The organism is Undibacterium sp. GrIS 1.8 (genome assembly GCF_040544445.1).
Taxonomy (GTDB): Bacteria; Pseudomonadota; Gammaproteobacteria; order Burkholderiales; family Burkholderiaceae_D; genus Undibacterium.
Map to the genome: position 1 here is coordinate 28570 of NZ_JBEONQ010000004.1, position 16840 is coordinate 45409.

General features: G+C 46.1%; 16 protein-coding genes. 13 read left to right on the plus strand and 3 right to left on the minus strand.

Annotated elements, in window-relative coordinates; translation table 11 throughout:
• Window positions 1-94 precede the first annotated feature (94 nt).
• From fabF to AAKU64_RS02870, 9 genes are all read left to right on the plus strand, one after another.
• On the plus strand, window positions 95-1336 hold the full coding sequence (fabF, locus tag AAKU64_RS02830; RefSeq protein ID WP_354361349.1) for a beta-ketoacyl-ACP synthase II: 1242 nt from the start codon (window positions 95-97) through the stop codon (window positions 1334-1336).
• Between the two features lie 105 nt (window positions 1337-1441).
• Window positions 1442-1951, plus strand: coding sequence for a protein YgfX (locus AAKU64_RS02835; RefSeq protein ID WP_354361351.1), 510 nt, complete (start codon window positions 1442-1444; stop codon window positions 1949-1951).
• A gap of 62 nt (window positions 1952-2013) precedes the next feature.
• Entirely contained in the window at window positions 2014-2616 is a 603-nt protein-coding gene (rpoE, locus tag AAKU64_RS02840; protein WP_354331354.1) for an RNA polymerase sigma factor RpoE, read from the plus strand.
• 89 nt (window positions 2617-2705) lie between these two features.
• Entirely contained in the window at window positions 2706-3434 is a 729-nt protein-coding gene (locus AAKU64_RS02845; RefSeq protein WP_354361353.1) for a sigma-E factor negative regulatory protein, read from the plus strand.
• A gap of 5 nt (window positions 3435-3439) precedes the next feature.
• Window positions 3440-4465 carry a MucB/RseB C-terminal domain-containing protein gene (locus AAKU64_RS02850; RefSeq protein WP_354331358.1) on the plus strand — a complete coding sequence of 342 codons (1026 nt, stop codon included), beginning with the start codon at window positions 3440-3442 and terminating at the stop codon, window positions 4463-4465.
• A gap of 7 nt (window positions 4466-4472) precedes the next feature.
• The gene (locus AAKU64_RS02855) at window positions 4473-5993 is read left to right on the plus strand and encodes a DegQ family serine endoprotease (RefSeq protein WP_503012687.1); all 1521 of its coding nucleotides are present in this window, start codon (window positions 4473-4475) and stop codon (window positions 5991-5993) included.
• Window positions 5994-6286: 293 nt separating this feature from the next.
• Window positions 6287-6538, plus strand: coding sequence for a glutaredoxin family protein (locus AAKU64_RS02860; RefSeq protein ID WP_354331360.1), 252 nt, complete (start codon window positions 6287-6289; stop codon window positions 6536-6538).
• Complete coding sequence (gene rnhB, locus AAKU64_RS02865; protein WP_354331362.1) at window positions 6531-7166, plus strand: ribonuclease HII; 636 nt, start codon at window positions 6531-6533, stop codon at window positions 7164-7166. The genes AAKU64_RS02860 and rnhB overlap by 8 nt, the downstream gene beginning before the upstream one ends.
• Before the next feature lie 4 nt (window positions 7167-7170).
• On the plus strand, window positions 7171-7950 hold the full coding sequence (locus AAKU64_RS02870; RefSeq protein ID WP_354331364.1) for a TrmH family RNA methyltransferase: 780 nt from the start codon (window positions 7171-7173) through the stop codon (window positions 7948-7950).
• An 81-nt stretch (window positions 7951-8031) separates the two neighbouring features.
• On the opposite strand, the gene AAKU64_RS02875 is transcribed toward AAKU64_RS02870, so the two are convergent.
• From AAKU64_RS02875 to ppsR, 3 genes are all read right to left on the minus strand, one after another.
• Window positions 8032-8337 carry a GNAT family N-acetyltransferase gene (locus AAKU64_RS02875; RefSeq protein WP_354331366.1) on the minus strand — a complete coding sequence of 102 codons (306 nt, stop codon included), beginning with the start codon at window positions 8335-8337 and terminating at the stop codon, window positions 8032-8034.
• Between the two features lie 15 nt (window positions 8338-8352).
• On the minus strand, window positions 8353-8772 hold the full coding sequence (locus tag AAKU64_RS02880; protein WP_354331368.1) for a GNAT family N-acetyltransferase, cg3035/Rv0428c family: 420 nt from the start codon (window positions 8770-8772) through the stop codon (window positions 8353-8355).
• Window positions 8773-9065: 293 nt separating this feature from the next.
• The gene (gene ppsR / locus AAKU64_RS02885; protein WP_322119301.1) at window positions 9066-9914 is read right to left on the minus strand and encodes a posphoenolpyruvate synthetase regulatory kinase/phosphorylase PpsR; all 849 of its coding nucleotides are present in this window, start codon (window positions 9912-9914) and stop codon (window positions 9066-9068) included.
• A gap of 342 nt (window positions 9915-10256) precedes the next feature.
• Here ppsR and ppsA point away from each other — a divergent pair, with 342 nt between their 5' ends.
• From ppsA to AAKU64_RS02905, 4 genes are all read left to right on the plus strand, one after another.
• Window positions 10257-12674 carry a phosphoenolpyruvate synthase gene (gene ppsA / locus AAKU64_RS02890; RefSeq protein WP_354331370.1) on the plus strand — a complete coding sequence of 806 codons (2418 nt, stop codon included), beginning with the start codon at window positions 10257-10259 and terminating at the stop codon, window positions 12672-12674.
• A 367-nt stretch (window positions 12675-13041) separates the two neighbouring features.
• Window positions 13042-13476, plus strand: coding sequence for an NfeD family protein (locus AAKU64_RS02895; RefSeq protein WP_354331372.1), 435 nt, complete (start codon window positions 13042-13044; stop codon window positions 13474-13476).
• A 127-nt stretch (window positions 13477-13603) separates the two neighbouring features.
• A complete protein-coding gene (locus tag AAKU64_RS02900) occupies window positions 13604-14554 on the plus strand; it encodes an SPFH domain-containing protein (protein ID WP_322119298.1) in 951 nt (316 codons plus the stop codon).
• A 133-nt stretch (window positions 14555-14687) separates the two neighbouring features.
• Window positions 14688-16622 carry an SPFH domain-containing protein gene (locus AAKU64_RS02905; RefSeq protein ID WP_354331374.1) on the plus strand — a complete coding sequence of 645 codons (1935 nt, stop codon included), beginning with the start codon at window positions 14688-14690 and terminating at the stop codon, window positions 16620-16622.
• Window positions 16623-16840: the final 218 nt, after the last annotated feature.

Consider the following 16840-nt stretch of genomic DNA (forward strand, 5'->3'; position numbering starts at 1 on the left):
AGCCTGTTGAGTTTTAATGTAATCGTCTGCGGTCATCGCTGTATTGCCGCAACGAAATCCAAGCATAACCAGTTTTCAAGTCCAGGAGAAGCGCTTGAGCCGTACGCTTAAACGTCGTGTCGTGGTCACCGGTCTCGGTTGCGTTTCCCCAGTTGGCAATACTATTGCCGATGCATGGGGTGGCGTAACTGCAGGCAAATCCGGTATTGCCACTATTACCAAATTTGATGCAACACCTTTCTCTACGCATTTTGCGGGAGAGGTTAAAGGCTTCAATATCGAGGAATATATCCCCGCTAAAGAAGCTCGCAATATGGATACGTTTATCCATTACGGTGTGGCTGCTGGAATGCAGGCTTTCCGTGATAGTGGTCTTAACGTCACTGAAGAAAATGCTGAGCGTATCGGCGTAATCGTTGGTTCTGGGATTGGTGGTTTGCCACTGATTGAAGAAACTAAAGATATTTTGACTGAGCGTGGCCCACGTCGTATCAGTCCGTTCTTCGTTCCTGCCTCAATCATTAATATGATTTCTGGTCACTTATCGATTAAGTTTGGCTTAAAAGGGCCAAATCTGGCGATTGTTACTGCTTGTACCACCGGCTTACATTGTATTGGTTCTGCCGCTCGTATGATCGAGTACGGTGATGCTGACGTCATGATTGCTGGGGGTGCGGAATCTACTATTTCTCCACTGGGTTTAGGCGGCTTTGCTTCTGCTCGCGCACTCTCTTCACGTAATGATGACCCAGCTACTGCATCCCGTCCATGGGATAAGGATAGAGATGGTTTTGTCTTAGGTGAAGGTGCCGGTGTCATGGTGCTGGAAGAATACGAACACGCCAAAGCACGCGGAGCCAAAATTTATGCAGAAGTGCTAGGTTTTGGTATGAGTGGAGATGCGTATCACATCACATCGCCATCAATGGATGGGCCTCGTCGCAGTATGGTCAATGCAATGAAAAATGCAGAAATCAATCCTGATCAAATTAATTACCTAAATGCACACGGTACGTCCACGTCTTTAGGTGATAAGAATGAAACAGATGCGATCAAAGCAACCTTCGGTGATTATGCTTTTAAAATAACTGTCAATTCGACCAAATCGATGACCGGACATTTATTAGGCGGCGCTGGTGGTTTGGAATCTGTATTTACCGTTTTGGCGCTGCATCATCAAATTTCACCACCAACAATTAATATTTTTAATCAAGATCCAGAATGCGATCTCGATTACTGCGCTAATACGGCTAGAGAAATGAACATCAATTTTGCGATGAAAAACTCTTTTGGCTTTGGTGGTACAAACGGCACATTAATTTTTGGTAAAGTTTAAATTACTATTTTTGTAATTGATTTGCAAATCTAATTTGCCAGTTTAAATGAAATAATTCGGCACTTCAGTTCTTAGGAACGAAGTGCCGCTTTCTTTTGGTGACTCATGTCGATAAGCCTGTCTGCCACTATTGCACCATCACGCTGCCTATTATTAGCGACCGCCTGTATGTGTGTTCTGGTAACTGGTATCGTTGTGTGCAGTGTATGGTCGTTTGGGTGGCAACTAAGTTGGCATTTATTTTTTCGGTTGTTATTAATATTCGTAAGTCTAGTATTAATAGCTTATCGATTTATGGCATTTTTAAATAATCGTTTGTCAGTAAAAATAGATATTACCGCTTCTGGCAGAATTATCTTGCGACGCTTTATAAAACAATCCGACGCATGGCAGTCATATGTAGTTACCATGACTGACGCTACTACTTTATGGTCGCATTTGTTACTGCTACATTTGCAGTCGCAAGATGATCAGGGACGGCGCATACATATTGTTCCCATTTTGCCTGACTGCGTTGATGCGCGCACCTGGCGTAAATTATCCGTAGCGTTGCGCTGGATTGCTATTCATCAGCAGGCGCAGAAAAATACAGCAGCACAACCTGGGAACTTTTAACCGGTGTATGTGATCTACACAGCATATCGCGTTTAAATTCTCCCGAAAATAGGAAACAGTGAGTGACGACAGAGCGCGAGATTGATCAACTACTTGTTGAGCGCGTCCAGCGTGGTGACAAAAAAGCATTTGAGCTATTGGTTTCTAAATATCAAAGGAAACTCATGCGGCTTGTGTCTCGTCTCGTCCATGATCAGGCAGAAGCTGAAGACGTGGTGCAAGAATCTTTTATTAAAGCTTACCGCGCGATGGGGAATTTTCGTGGAGATGCCGCTTTCTATACTTGGTTGTACAGAATCGGTGTGAATACTGCTAAAAATTATCTGGTGACGCAAGGACGGCGTGCACCCACTTCGACAGATGCTGATATCGAAGAGGCAGAAACTTTTGTCGACGCGGACGGACTAAGGGATATCAATACACCAGAGTCTTTGTTGGCCAGTAAGCAGATCGCAGATACTGTGAATAATGCAATGCTTGCCCTGCCAGAAGAATTGCGTAGTGCGATTACTTTGCGTGAAATTGAAGGTTTGAGTTATGACGAAATTGCAGAAGTCATGTTGTGCCCGATTGGCACCGTGAGGAGCCGCATTTTTCGGGCAAGGGAGGCGATCGCTGAGAAGTTGCGTCCCATGCTGGGGACAACTCTGGATCAGCGATGGTGAAGCCAGACTGAGGCAGCGTCGAACACTTACAAGATAGACTGACAAAGCAGATTTGAATATATTAAGTAGTAAAAATTGCGGATAAGATCATGAAGACAGATACCACTAAACAAGAACGCATTTCAGCTTTGCTCGATAATCAGCTAACTGATGCACAACTCGATATGGCGCTTGCCAGCCTGAGTGCTGCAGATCACGCGGAATCGAAAGAAGCATGGGAAATTTATCATCAAATTGGTGATGTATTGCGCTCCGATGATTTGTCGTTTAACTTAAGTGCTGATTTTTCTTCAAAAATGAAAGCGCTGCTAGACGCTGAACCTGTCGTCCTCGCGCCACAACGCTTGCTAAGTCAAGCAAGTTCGACTCCAGCAGAGCCAACGCTGAGCTTCACCAATCGCTCGCGTTTTTCTCGCTACATGACAATGTCGGGTGTTGCTGCAGCTGTGTTGCTTGCGTTTGTATTAGTGCCGCAAATACCATCCAATTCAGGTGGCGATAACTTGCAAGCTAATCTCAACACTCAAGCCAATGTCGCCCAGATAAATACGCCATCTAATACGCCAAGCTCAGCGTCACAAAATTCATCTCTGACAAATGGAGATTTAGTACAGCTGGTTTCTAATACCACCGCACCGGAAGTAAAAGCTAAATTATCCGATCAGATAGAAATGTTGCGTGATCCTCGGCTGGATAGTTATTTACAGGCGCATCAGAAATTTTCTCCGTCTATAGAAAATGGTACGCAGTACGCAACCCGTGCTAACGTCCCTTATTCCAGTTCTGCAGCTCCCGCTTCTTTAGTATCGGAAAAATAGACACTATGCTGTTGCCGCGTTCAAGTTTTCCTTTATTTTTGCTGATTGCAGGTATTGCTGCGAGTCCTTTGCTGTATGCGCAAAGTCAGGAAGCGCAGGACATACCAAGCCTGCTGCGTAAGATGCAAAGTTCAGCGCAAAAGCTCAATTACTCCGGTACCTTCGTATATCAGCAAGCGAATCAAATGCGCACCTCGCGCATTACGCATTTGTTGGAAGCCAATAACGAGCTAGAAAAACTAGAAATTCTGGATGGCAAGCCAAGAGAATACGTTAGACATAATGACGAGGTAACTTGTTATCTGCCTGAAAGTAAAACCATACAGGTTGAAAAACAAGTTACCCAAGAAGTATTCCCTTCTTTGCTCACCAGCAATGCACAATCCTTGCCAGAATCGTACTCGATTAAAAAAGCCGAACTTAGTCGCGTCGCAGGCTCCCAATGTCAGGTATTGAGCTTCGAGCCTAAAGATATTTATCGCTATGGCTATCGCTTGTGCATGGATCAGACCTCAGGTTTGTTATTACGTGCACAAACCGTTAATGCAAAAAATGAAGTGATAGAGCAAATTGCCTTCACCCAGCTTTACTTGGGTGATATCGATAAGAGCCGCGTTAAGCCAAGTTTTCAAAATACGGCACAATGGCATGTTGAAAACCTCACAGTACAGCCTAATATCAATTCTGGTTGGGTAGTGATGGCTTTACCCGCAGGATTTAAGAAAAACCGTGAGATGAAGCGCTTGATTCCTGTGTCAATTGCATCAAATGGTTCAACTACGGCAGCGGCATCCGCAGCTAGTCAGCCTAAACCTCATGAAGTCATACAAATGATTTTTTCTGATGGCATTGCTGCGATTTCGGTCTTTATCGAGCCAGATACTCAAGGCCGGACTGAGGGTAGTTTGCAGCAAGGCGCGGTTACAATTATGGGTAAGCGTCATGGAGATTATTGGTTGACCGCTGTAGGCGAGGTACCATTTGCTGCAATTAAACAAGTCATAAACTCCATTGAATTTAAACCTAAGTGATGATGCCATGAAAATAACACCACGCTTTCCTGTCAAAAATTTTGTTTCCACCGTCATTTCCACTTTAACGATCAGTGCCTGTTTTGGCTTTATCGCCCCAACCGTGATGGGTGCGACATTGGCCGAGGCCGCACCAGCATCTGCAACAGCTCCCCTAGTTACTGGCTTACCTGATTTTACGGACTTGGTGGATAAAACCAGTCCTGCCGTAGTGAATATCCGCACCACAGAAAAAGTCCAGCAAGGGCAAATGGAAATGGGCGGAGATGACGAGCAGATGCAAGAGTTTTTCCGTCGCTTCTTCGGTATGCCAATTCCCAAGCAGCAACCTGCACCAACACCAAAGGGTCGTAAAAAAGCACCTCAGCGGCAAGAAGAAGAAATTCCGCGCGGCGTAGGCTCCGGTTTTATCATCTCGCAAGACGGTTATGTTCTGACCAACACCCACGTAGTTGAAGGCGCTTCAGAAGTCTACGTTAAACTCACCGACAAGCGCGAATTCAAAGCCAAAGTTATAGGCTCAGATCAACGTACTGACGTCGCCGTATTAAAAATCGAAGGCAGCAAGTTGCCACGTTTGTCGATTGGTGATTCAGACAAAATTAGAGCAGGCGAATGGGTACTGGCGATCGGTTCTCCGTTTGATCTGGACAACACAGTTACCGCCGGGATTATCTCTGCTAAAGCCCGTGATACAGGAGATTATCTGCCTTTGATCCAAACAGACGTTGCCGTCAATCCTGGCAATTCAGGCGGTCCGCTGATCAATATGCGTGGCGAAGTGATCGGTATCAACTCCCAGATTTATAGTCGCTCTGGCGGTTATATGGGTATTTCCTTCGCGATTCCGATCGATGAGGCGATGCGGGTCGCCGACCAGTTAAAATCAGGTGGCAAAGTCACACGCGGTCGTATCGGTGTATTGCTCGGCGAAATGTCTAAAGAGGTCGCAGAATCCATCGGTTTGTCCAAAGCCCAAGGTGCCTTAGTCAGCCAGGTCGAGCCAGGTGCGCCGGCAGACAAAGCAGGCGTCCAAGATGGCGACGTTATCCTTAAATTTAATGGCATCGCTATAGAAAAATCTAGCGATCTGCCACGTATTGTTGGCATGGTGAAGCCGGGTTCAAAAGCCACTATCTCCATTTGGCGTAAAGGTGCCGCACGTGAGTTATCCGTTGTGGTGGCGGAAGCAGAAGCTGATAATAAAGTCGCTGCGAAAACGGATAAAAAACCTAAGCGTGAACAAGCAACAAACGTCTTAGGTATTTTTGTCACCGACATGACCGACGCGCAAAAGAAAGAATTGCCAGGCGCCAGCGGTGTGGTTATCGATTCTGTTGAAGGCCCCGCAGCGCAAGCAGGTCTGCAGCAAGGTGACATCATCCTGACCTTGAATAATGTCGATGTCAAAGATGCTAAGCAGTTTGCTGCTATGGTCGCAAAACTTGATGCGAAAAAAGCTGCCGTCTTGTTAGTCCGCCGGGACAATATTTCTAAATTCATCCCGATTCGTCCTGCTGCTCAGTAATTTGATTTTACGTGCGTCACCACATTAACAAAAACTGCCCGCACTCGTGTGGGCAGTTTTTTTGTAAGTGCTTGAAAGACTTCTGTAGTAGTCGCTTAGACCGAATCTATCCACTTATAATGACGTCAGAATTGTTTGGCAGTTTTTCGCCAGTTACATAATGATTGGCTTGAATGCTGAAAATATACTCTAGGTAAGTATATTTTAATTGTCCAATAGATCATTGGACAATCTGGCATATTAATGAAAATAATCGGGGAGTATAGGTAATATTCCTCTCAGATCAAAGTAAAATGACCGAATTCACCCTTTATTCCCGCAGTTATTGCCATCTTTGCGACGACATGCTGGCGCAGTTGCAAGCGTTTTCCAACGACTTTAACTTCACCGTACATGTGCTGGATGTTGATGCCGACGATGCTTTGCTCGCTTTATATGATGAGTTAGTGCCAGTGCTTGTGGGTAAAAAAGTCAATGCGCCGGAGCAGCAGATTTGCCATTATTTTTTAGACCAAGCCAAATTGAAAGCATTTTTAGATGAGTAAAATCGACTCCACCTTCTCGCTGTTTGATTATGAAGGCGAATTAATTTGTGGTGTAGACGAAGCGGGGCGCGGTCCGTTAGCTGGTCCTGTGATGGCTGCGGCAGTGATCCTTAATCCTGCGCATCCGATTGCCGGTTTGCGCGATTCTAAGAAACTGAGTGAGGCCAGGCGCGACCAGTTAGCGATTGAGATTAAGCAATATGCGCTGGCCTGGTCTATTGCCGAATGTTCTGAGCAAGAAATTGATGAGCTTAATATTTTGCAGGCCACCATGCTGGCAATGCGCCGCGCAGTAGAGGGTTTAGCCATCCAGCCGACACTGGCACTGATTGACGGCAATCGTTGTCCTGTCATGTCGGTACGATCAGAGGCGATCGTCAAAGGCGATGACAAAGTACAAGCTATTTCAGCCGCCTCGATTTTGGCAAAAACGGCTCGTGACCACCGTCTGGCACAATTGCATTTGCAGTATCCGCAATACGCTTTGGATCAGCACAAAGGTTATCCTACCGCCTTACATTTGGCGTTATTGCGTGAACATGGCGTCTCGCCAATTCATAGAAAATCTTATGCGCCGGTAAGAGCGTTGTTAAGCTCTAGCTTCCAAAAGACTGACCCCAATTTCTGACTCAATGAAATCAATTACTTCCCGCGATAATCCGCTCTTTAAAGAACTGAAGCTGCTTGCCACCAGCTCGCAAGCGCGTCGTAAGTCTGGCCGTACTTTGCTGGATGGCGTGCATTTATGTCAGGCATATTGGCAGCATCTGGGCGCACCGCAAATCTGTATTATTTCTGAGGGCAGCGTCCATCACCCTGAGGTGGAATCAATACTCTCGCTGTGTAGCGAAAAGGCGCAATGTATTTGTTTGCCTGATGCTTTGTACAATGCGTTGAGTCAGGTCGAACACGGCATTGGTGTCATGTTTATCATCGCCACGCCTGATCCGGTATTCCCGGCACTGCTGCAAGAATCCTCAGTCTTGCTCGATAATTTACAAGATCCTGGCAACTTAGGATCGATCTTGCGCAGCGCCGCTGGCGCAGGCATTCGCAACGTATTTTGTAGTCCCGGTACCGCTTTTGCGTGGTCGCCTAAAGTGATGCGGGCTGGGATGGGCGCACATTTTTTGCTAAATATTTTTGAAAATGTTGATCTGCACAGTTTACTCAACAATACCCGCATACCGATTCTGGCAACCAGCTCGCATACGACACAGACGATTTATCAGGTAAATTTAAATCAGCCTGTCGCATGGCTATTCGGTCATGAAGGGCAGGGCGTAGCAGAGGATTTGATGGCGCTGGCAAGCCACACCGTTACTATCCCGCAGCGGGCAGAAATCGAGTCGCTGAATGTTGCTGCCAGTGCTGCAATTTGTTTTTTTGAGCAAGTCAGACAATCGCTGTAAATTGTAAGGTTACATAAAAAATAGAGCGCCAATTTCTCGCTCTATTTTTTTGATTTTTTGATCAAGACTACCTAACAGGCATCAAGGATGCAGCCGATACCAATAATGATAACAACGGCTAAACCCCAGTTTTTCATACACCCGGATGGCTGTTGCATTCGCCGCTACGACTTGCAGATAAGCATCGCTGGCACCGCCTGATTTACCCCATACCATGAGTTTGCTGCAAAGTTGTTGTGCCAACCCTCGCCCGCGAAAATCGGGATGCGTGACGACATCAAATAATCCCAACTGTGTGCCAGTGATCACACCAAGCCCGCAGCAGACTATCTGGCCGCCTTCTCGCAATACCGCAAAAGCGCATTGACCTTGGATCGCCTGCAGCATTCGCAGATGGATTTTTTATCCTATTGCCTCATAACCAGATAGTTCTTGGAAAGCGCTCAGCCACGGTTTTACCTCAATGAGGAAGCCCTGTTCATGAGCATCATCGCCCATATCGTTATTACGACTTTCAGCCAAATTGACTGTCATTACCAGCGACAAATCGGCAAACTGATAGCCTTGTTTTTCTAAGCTCTGGTCAACCTCGGGCGACGTACAAAATGACGCCAGGCGGAAAATAGGCGTTAGCTTGCGTGCGTGGAAAATCTCTTCGATGTGCTTGATCTGTGTTTCTGGCAAGCTTGTGATCCTGACTAAGGCATTCGCAGAATTGGCGCGCTTGGTATACCCCTCAGAAAAACGCAGCCGCCAGCCGTCAACATCTTGTTGCTCCAGCGCAGGCCATGCGGCAAACGCCGCTTGTTCTATCGTATGCATAAAAATATCTGTTTTTGGTTTTCTCAGCAGAAAATCAGCTACAGGTTTTCCTTTAATGATTTTTATACTGCCGGTGGGTATATATTAAGCGTCCATATAATCATTGGATACTGTGGCATATTTATTAAAAATAACGGGGAGTATATTGATTTGTACCGGAATTTTTTGGTATTAAACATACGAGTTAGCTTGAAAATGAGTGCGTAACACAGAGGTACAAAGAACGCAAAGGTGATTTACTCTCTGCGTTTTTTGCTTCTACTCAGCGCCATGCCTACTTGACTTCAAGCTACTTAGTAAATCCTCACATCCGATTTAATCTCTTGCAAAATTGTGGTGGAGATTTCTTCGATTGACTTGGTGGTGGATGATAACCAGCGTATGCCTTCACGCTTCATCATCGCTTCTGCTTCGTTGACTTCATAGCGACAATTTTCTAAAGACGCATATTTGCTACCAGGGCGGCGCTCGTTGCGGATCTCGGATAAGCGCTCCGGCGCGATGCTCAAGCCAAAAATTTTTGCCTTATACGGCGGCAGGTTAGACGGTAATTTGCCACGCTCAAAATCATCCGGTATTAAAGGATAATTCGCTGCTTTAATCCCGTATTGCATTGCCAGGTATAAGCTGGTCGGAGTTTTGCCCGAGCGCGATACGCCGACCAGAATGACATCGGCTGCCGACAGATTTTTATGCGATTGACCGTCGTCATGCGCTAATGAAAAGTTGATTGCCTCGATACGGTTTTTATATTCTTCCGAATCGGTCATGTTGTGGCTGCGACCGATGGTGTGGCTGGATTTCACGCCCAGCTCGTGCTCCAGTGGCGCGACAAAGGTTTGGATCAAATCCATATGCATGCCTTTGGATTTAAATACCACTTCGGCCAGATCAGTTTTAACCAAGGTAGAAAAAATAATAGGGCGATTGCCGTCAACAGCCAAAGCCTCATTAATTTTGCGCGCCGCGTCATGCGCTTTGTCTAAGGTGTCGATGAAAGGTAATCGAACTTGCTTAAACTTTAAGTCAAATTGGGTTAAAACTGAATGACCAAAAGTTTCGGCAGTAATACCCGTACCATCCGATACAAAAAATACGGTCCGGTTAGCGGGTGGGATGGGCGGTTGTAGTGGATCAGGCATGGAGTCTTTGCTCGGCTGGGTGGATGACTTGTTTGCACAGCGATTTATTTCGCCGCACAAAAATTCTTTCTATACTTATAACAAAAAAGACGCTAAATTCTAACTTTACGTGGGCAAATTAGCTGGCACTCCATGTAAAATGGCAGCCAGCAAGTTGCACGCAATAGTTACTTTTCTTTCAGCTCCTCTTTGTCTTCGCGCATTGATACTAAGAATAACAAAAAAAACAGCGATGGACGAAGTAGTTTGCACTAAGTAAGAGCATTCAGAGCAGTAAAGATCCGTATCGATTAGCATGTGCCATGACTAGTACAGATTTCTTACCATCAAAAAGAGGTTGTTATGTCCAACGCAGCAATTACCGAGGCAACTTATGTCGCCTCGTTTGAGCATTTACGAATGACGGATGTTGAATCCGTCGGCGGGAAAAATGCATCTTTAGGCGAAATGATTAGCCAGCTGGCAACGGCAGGTGTCCGTGTTCCGGGTGGTTTTGCCACAACAGCACAGGCTTTCCGTGATTTTTTATCGTATAGCGAAAACGGCGGCGCACCATTGGCGCAGCGTATCGCTGATCGCCTCGTCAGTTTAGATATTGAAGACGTCAAAGAACTGGCAAGAGCGGGTGCCGAAATCCGTCAATGGATTATTGATACGCCGTTTCAGCCACGTTTGCAAAAAGAGATTGAAGAGTTTTATAACCGCTTGGTTGCAGACTCGACGGCGGAAATGTCATTTGCTGTGCGCTCCTCAGCCACGGCAGAAGATTTACCAGATGCCTCATTTGCAGGTCAGCAAGAGACTTTCCTCAACGTGGTCGGCATCGACAACGTGTTAGAAGCGATGAAGCATGTTTTTGCATCGCTGTATAACGACCGTGCCATTTCCTACCGTGTACACAAAGGCTTTACGCATGCTGAGGTCGCCTTGTCGGCGGGGGTGCAGCGCATGGTACGTTCTGATCTGGGCGCGGCTGGTGTGATGTTCACGATTGATACCGAGTCCGGTTTTAAGGATGTGGTTTTCATCACATCCAGCTACGGTCTGGGCGAAACAGTAGTGCAGGGCGCGGTCAATCCTGATGAATTTTATGTTCATAAGCCGATGCTGGAACTAGGTAAATTGCCAGTGATCCGCCGCAATATCGGTTCCAAGCTGATCAAAATGGAATTTACTGGCGAAGCCAAAGCAGGTCGCTCTGTTAAAACAGTCGATGTCCCTATCGAACTGCGCAATCGCTATTCGCTCAACGATACTGAAGTGGTTGAGCTGGCCAAGTACGCTGTCATCATCGAAAAACACTACGGTCGTCCTATGGATATCGAGTGGGGCAAAGATGGTCGTGACGGCAAACTCTACATTTTGCAGGCACGTCCAGAAACCGTTAAATCACAACAAAAATCAACCGATGCGCAGCAACGCTTTAAGCTCAAAGGTACCGGCACAGTTATTACGTCTGGCCGTGCCATTGGACAGAAAATCGGCGCAGGTCGCGTCCGTGTGATCCATGATCCATCCGAAATGGAGCGCGTGCAACCAGGTGACGTATTAGTTGCCGACATGACCGATCCTAACTGGGAACCCGTCATGAAGCGTGCTGCAGCGATCGTGACTAATCGCGGTGGCCGTACTTGCCACGCAGCGATTATTGCGCGTGAGTTGGGTGTGCCTGCGGTAGTTGGTTGCGGCGATGCGACTGAATTGCTTAAAGACGGCACGCTGGTCACCGTATCTTGTGCCGAGGGTGACGAAGGCAAAATCTACGACGGTTTGCTAGAGACAGAAATCACAGAAGAAATGCGTGGCGAATTGCCTAAGCTGCCACTCAAAATTATGCTCAATGTGGGCAATCCGCAATTGGCATTTGATTTCCAATCCGTACCAAACGAAGGTGTGGGTCTGGCGCGTTTAGAGTTCATCATCAACAACAATATCGGTGTTCATCCAAAAGCGATTCTGGAATATCCGAATATTGATGCAGATCTGAAAAAAGCAGTTGAATCGGTCGCGCGTGGACATGCTTCTCCAAGAGCGTTCTATGTTGACAAATTAGCCGAAGGTATCGCTACGATCGCAGCCGCATTCTGGCCGAAAAAAGTCATCGTGCGTTTGTCTGATTTTAAATCGAACGAATATAAAAAGTTGATCGGCGGATCACGTTACGAGCCGGATGAAGAAAATCCGATGTTAGGCTTCCGCGGTGCAGCGCGTTATTTGGCAGGTGACTTTGCTGAGTCGTTTGAGATGGAATGCCTGGCAATGAAACGTGTCCGTAACGATATGGGTCTCACCAATGTCGAGATCATGGTGCCTTTCGTCCGTACTTTGGGGCAGGCAGAAAAAGTAGTGAATCTGCTCGCCAAAAACGGCCTCAAGCGTGGTGAAAACGGCTTGCGCATTATCATGATGTGCGAGGTCCCATCTAATGCGATTTTGGCAGAAGAATTCTTGCAATTCTTTGATGGCTTCTCGATCGGTTCCAACGATCTGACTCAGCTTACACTGGGCTTGGATCGAGATTCCGGCATGGAGTTGCTGGCGGCTGATTTTGATGAGCGTGATCCTGCTGTGCGTGCTTTGCTGTCACGCGCCATTGCTGCCTGCATCAAATTGAATAAGTACGTTGGTATTTGCGGTCAGGGCCCATCCGATCATCCTGACTTTGCAGAATGGTTGATGAAGGAAGGTATAGAGTCTATTTCACTCAATCCTGATTCTGTCATTGATACCTGGCAAAAACTGGCGGCTGTGAGCAAATAAAAAACTCACCAATTTCAGTCGTCAGTAGCAAAATAAAGCGTGAGCCTGTATCAAAAACAGGCTCACGCTTTTTTGTTGGTGCGCCGCAACAAGACTGATTTTAGTGGTTGTAGTTTACGGAATTTAGACTAGACTACTGATGCCTTAACAGTAATAAAAATAAAATCAATACTCCAACAAAATTCATAAAAATAGCCCTCGCTGCCAAAAGGTAGCGGGGGCTTTTTTTTACAGAATTTGGTGAGTAAATTCTCAACGCGATTACCGATGACCGTTTGAAACAAATCGCGCAGAATACGACGATTCACCGATGTTGGCGATATTGAACTTGAATAGTGATGAAAAAAGATAAGGAGAAAAAACGACTATGAACGCATGGATGATGTGGCTGGTGTTGGCGGGTTTGGTGGTGATACTAGAATTGTTTACTGGCACTTTTTATTTGTTAATGATTTCTATCGGCATTGTGGCTGGTGCCTTGGTTGCTTTCTTCAATTTTGGTGTCTCCACACAATTGATTATTGCCGCTTTGGTGGGTGCGGTTGCTACGGTCACGCTGCATAAAAGCAAGTACGGTTTTACAAAAAACGTGGATGCTGCGCGTGATCCGAATGTGAATATGGACATCGGTCAGACCCTGCAAATCGATGAATGGAAAGATGCCGGTAACGGTAAATTTAATGCGCGTTCCATGTATCGCGGTGCAATGTGGGATGTAGAGTTGCAGCACTCAGCTGGGTATCCTGGCGTATATGTGATTGATGAAATACAAGGAAGTCGTTTAATTGTAAAACCGTCGTAAAACACGGCAATGCCGTTGCAACTGTTTAGTCGTAATGACTTAGTAGTCGTGCTTGGTAGTGGTACTTAGTCACTATATTGAGTCATCTTAATTTGTCTGAAACCGATTTGAATTTTATGGAGTGTATATGGGTAGTTTTAGTGGTGTAGCTTTAATTCTGTTTGTTCTGGCAATGGTCTTTGTCATCAAAACCATTAATGTCGTGCCGCAACAGCATGCTTGGGTAGTCGAGCGTTTGGGTAAATATCATGCAACTCTGGGGCCAGGTTTAAACATTGTTGTTCCTTTTGTTGATCGCATAGCCTACAAACATATTTTGAAAGAAATCCCGTTGGATGTGCCACCGCAAGTATGTATTACGCGCGACAACACACAGTTGCAAGTGGACGGTATTTTGTATTTTCAAATTACGGATGCGATGCGCGCATCGTATGGGTCTTCCAATTACATCGCTGCGATTACGCAACTGGCACAAACCACCTTGCGTTCTGTCATCGGTAAGATGGAACTGGACAAAACATTTGAAGAGCGCGACCACATCAATACAACGATCGTGAATGCGATTGATGAATCCGCCGCTAATTGGGGTGTCAAAGTCTTGCGTTACGAAATCAAAGACCTCACACCACCCAAAGAGATTCTGCATGCGATGCAGGCGCAGATTACTGCCGAGCGTGAAAAACGTGCCCTGATCGCCGCGTCGGAAGGTCGTAAGCAAGAACAAATCAATATTGCAACCGGTGAGAGAGAAGCTTCCATCGCCAAATCAGAAGGTGAAATGCAAGCATCGATTAATCGTGCGCAAGGTCAGGCAGCCGCTATCCTCTCTATTGCAGAAGCGAGTGCAGAAGCGATTCGTAAAACTGCCGCTGCGATGCAATTACCAGGTGGCTCTGATGCCGCTAATCTTAAAGTTGCTGAGCAATATGTAGCGGCTTTTGCCAATTTGGCTAAGACCAATAATTCCATCATTATCCCAGCCAATTTGGGTGATATGAGTGGCCTGATCGCTACCGCAATGCAAGTCGTTAAGTCCCAAAAAGTCATCGCAACAGAAGTGCCGCGACGACCTTCTTAATTTTCTTATGGAGCGTGACAGGCTCCCTATTTTTCCACAAAAAAAGCAAACAGTAGTTCAGCTAGCGCTTATCCAGTGCTAGTCAGGCCGCTGCATTTCCAGAAATTCGGGATTCATAAAAAAAGGATTCATCATGCTTGAAATTATTTTGGCAGTCTCCGTACTTGCCCTCGTTATTTTGGTGTACGCCAGCAATATGCTGGTGTATATCTCCAACGAAAAAATCGGTATCGTAGAAAAGAAATGGTCACTGTCAGGTTCCTTAGAACATGGATTTATCGCCTTAAGCGGTGAGGCTGGTTTTCAGCCCGAAGTCTTACGTGGTGGCTTCCATTTATTCTTCCCATTTCAATATGCGATTCATCGGCATGATCTAGTAACGATACAGCAGGGCACGCTTGCCTATGTATTTGCCCGCGACGGACAAGCGATGGCGCCGACACAAAATCTAGCCTGCAATAAAACGGCAAATGACTTTACGGATGTGCGTGGATTTTTGACCAGCGCAGGTCAAAAGGGCTTGCAAAGAAAAATTCTGCGCGAAGGTACTTATGCGATCAACCTTGCTCAATTCGTCGTCTTGAGTTCTGAAAAAGTCTACGCCTTGCCTTTGCCAGGCGACACCAATATCAATAGCGAAGGTCAGGTCGTTGGTCAATTGGCAGAAATGTTAAATGAACTCAGAAAGCGTAACGGCTTTCAGCCTCTTGTGATCCGTGACGATAAACTAGCTGTCATTACTACGCATGAAGGCCAATCTCTGCCAGAGGGCACCATCGTTGCACCCGTGGTTGGTGCCGATCCCCATCACGCTGCTAGCTATCACCATGATTATCAAAATCCTGAAGTCTTTATCGATGCCGGTGGTTATAAAGGTCGCCAATTACAAGTCTTGGTGGAAGGTACTTATTATCTGAATGCACGTTTCGCTAGTTATGAAATCGTGGAGAAACGCGTGGTCGCGGTGGGCTATGTCGGTGTGGTTGTCTCTTACACTGGCAAAGCCGGTAATGATGTGACAGGTGAGGCATATCGTCATGGTGAACTGGTGGGCAGTGATGAAAAAGGTGTACAAGCCGCGCCGCTATTACCTGGAAAATACGCACTTAATCCTTATGCTAAACGGGTCATCGATGTCCCAACAACGAATTTCATTTTGAAATGGCAATCAGGGGCTGTTGGTTCGCATGAGTTAGATAAGCATTTGAGCGAAGTGTCCTTAATTACCAAAGATGCGTTTGAGCCTGATTTGCCATTATCTGTAGTCGTTAATATCGACTACAAAATGGCACCGCTTGTGATTCAGCGCTTCGGCGATATCCAAAAATTGGTTGAGCAAACGCTGGACCCGATGGTTGCTGCTTATTTTAAAAATATAGGACAAGGCAAAACGCTGATCGAATTATTGCAAGAGCGTTCCGATATCCAAGAGCGTGCCAAAGCAGAAATGCGCAAAAACTTTGAAGGCTATAACCTGACTTTAAATGAAGTCCTGATCGGCACTCCGCGCGCCAAAACAGGGGATACGCAAATTGAAGTCATCCTAAAACAACTGCGTGAACGCCAAGTGTCGAGAGAACAATTAGAGACCTACAAAACCAAAGAAACTGCAGCAGTACAAGAACGTATTTTGCGTGAGGCAGAGGCCAAAGCGAAACAACAAACGGCCATTACCGAATCAGAATTAGCCGTCAAAATCGCCGAAAACCAAGGTAGTGCAGCAGTTCAGAAAGCGATCAAAGCAGCGGAAGAAGCACGCCAAACGGCGTCTGGTGCCGCCGATGCCAAACGTACTCTGGCCAACGCCGAAGCGTATCAACTTCAACAAGTCGGTGAGGCGCAAGCAAAAGCAACTCGCTTGAATGTAGAAGCCTATGGCGGTCCAGAACTGCAATTCCAGCAAACAGTCTTACTGCGCTTTGCTGAAGCGATTGAAAAAGGTCACATCGCCATGGTACCAAGCATACAAACCGGTGGCGCAAGTGCGTCAGCAGTTGATGCATTTCTTGCATTGGCAGCGAAGGATTTATTAAATAAATCAGAGAAAAAAGAAGCGATCGTTATTTGATCACCTAAGCTCGATCTGATTGGAGTAGACCACAAAAGCACCGCATGACTTTGAAAAGAGTCATGCGGTTTTTGTTGTAATTCAGGAGTGATGCAAATCACGGATTGGTTCTCATACTTTGTGACGGAAACATCTTTCACTCAATACCACGAATAAAAAGAGTATTTAATATACTCCCTATCATTTTTATGAAATATGCCTCATTGCCCAATGATTAT

What these genes read in the sequence shown, in the direction of transcription:
- AAKU64_RS02850 (WP_354331358.1), top strand. Translation starts at nt 3,440, where the DNA reads ATGCTGTTGCCGCGTTCAAGTTTTCCTTTATTTTTGCTGATTGCAGGT.
- rnhB (WP_354331362.1), top strand. Translation starts at nt 6,531, where the DNA reads ATGAGTAAAATCGACTCCACCTTCTCGCTGTTTGATTATGAAGGCGAA.
- AAKU64_RS02875 (WP_354331366.1), bottom strand. Translation starts at nt 8,337, where the DNA reads ATGCTGCAGGCGATCCAAGGTCAATGCGCTTTTGCGGTATTGCGAGAA.
- AAKU64_RS02855 (WP_503012687.1), top strand. Translation starts at nt 4,473, where the DNA reads ATGAAAATAACACCACGCTTTCCTGTCAAAAATTTTGTTTCCACCGTC.
- AAKU64_RS02895 (WP_354331372.1), top strand. Translation starts at nt 13,042, where the DNA reads ATGAACGCATGGATGATGTGGCTGGTGTTGGCGGGTTTGGTGGTGATA.
- AAKU64_RS02845 (WP_354361353.1), top strand. Translation starts at nt 2,706, where the DNA reads ATGAAGACAGATACCACTAAACAAGAACGCATTTCAGCTTTGCTCGAT.
- ppsA (WP_354331370.1), top strand. Translation starts at nt 10,257, where the DNA reads ATGTCCAACGCAGCAATTACCGAGGCAACTTATGTCGCCTCGTTTGAG.
- AAKU64_RS02870 (WP_354331364.1), top strand. Translation starts at nt 7,171, where the DNA reads ATGAAATCAATTACTTCCCGCGATAATCCGCTCTTTAAAGAACTGAAG.
- AAKU64_RS02880 (WP_354331368.1), bottom strand. Translation starts at nt 8,772, where the DNA reads ATGCATACGATAGAACAAGCGGCGTTTGCCGCATGGCCTGCGCTGGAG.
- AAKU64_RS02905 (WP_354331374.1), top strand. Translation starts at nt 14,688, where the DNA reads ATGCTTGAAATTATTTTGGCAGTCTCCGTACTTGCCCTCGTTATTTTG.
- AAKU64_RS02900 (WP_322119298.1), top strand. Translation starts at nt 13,604, where the DNA reads ATGGGTAGTTTTAGTGGTGTAGCTTTAATTCTGTTTGTTCTGGCAATG.
- AAKU64_RS02835 (WP_354361351.1), top strand. Translation starts at nt 1,442, where the DNA reads ATGTCGATAAGCCTGTCTGCCACTATTGCACCATCACGCTGCCTATTA.
- AAKU64_RS02860 (WP_354331360.1), top strand. Translation starts at nt 6,287, where the DNA reads ATGACCGAATTCACCCTTTATTCCCGCAGTTATTGCCATCTTTGCGAC.
- ppsR (WP_322119301.1), bottom strand. Translation starts at nt 9,914, where the DNA reads ATGCCTGATCCACTACAACCGCCCATCCCACCCGCTAACCGGACCGTA.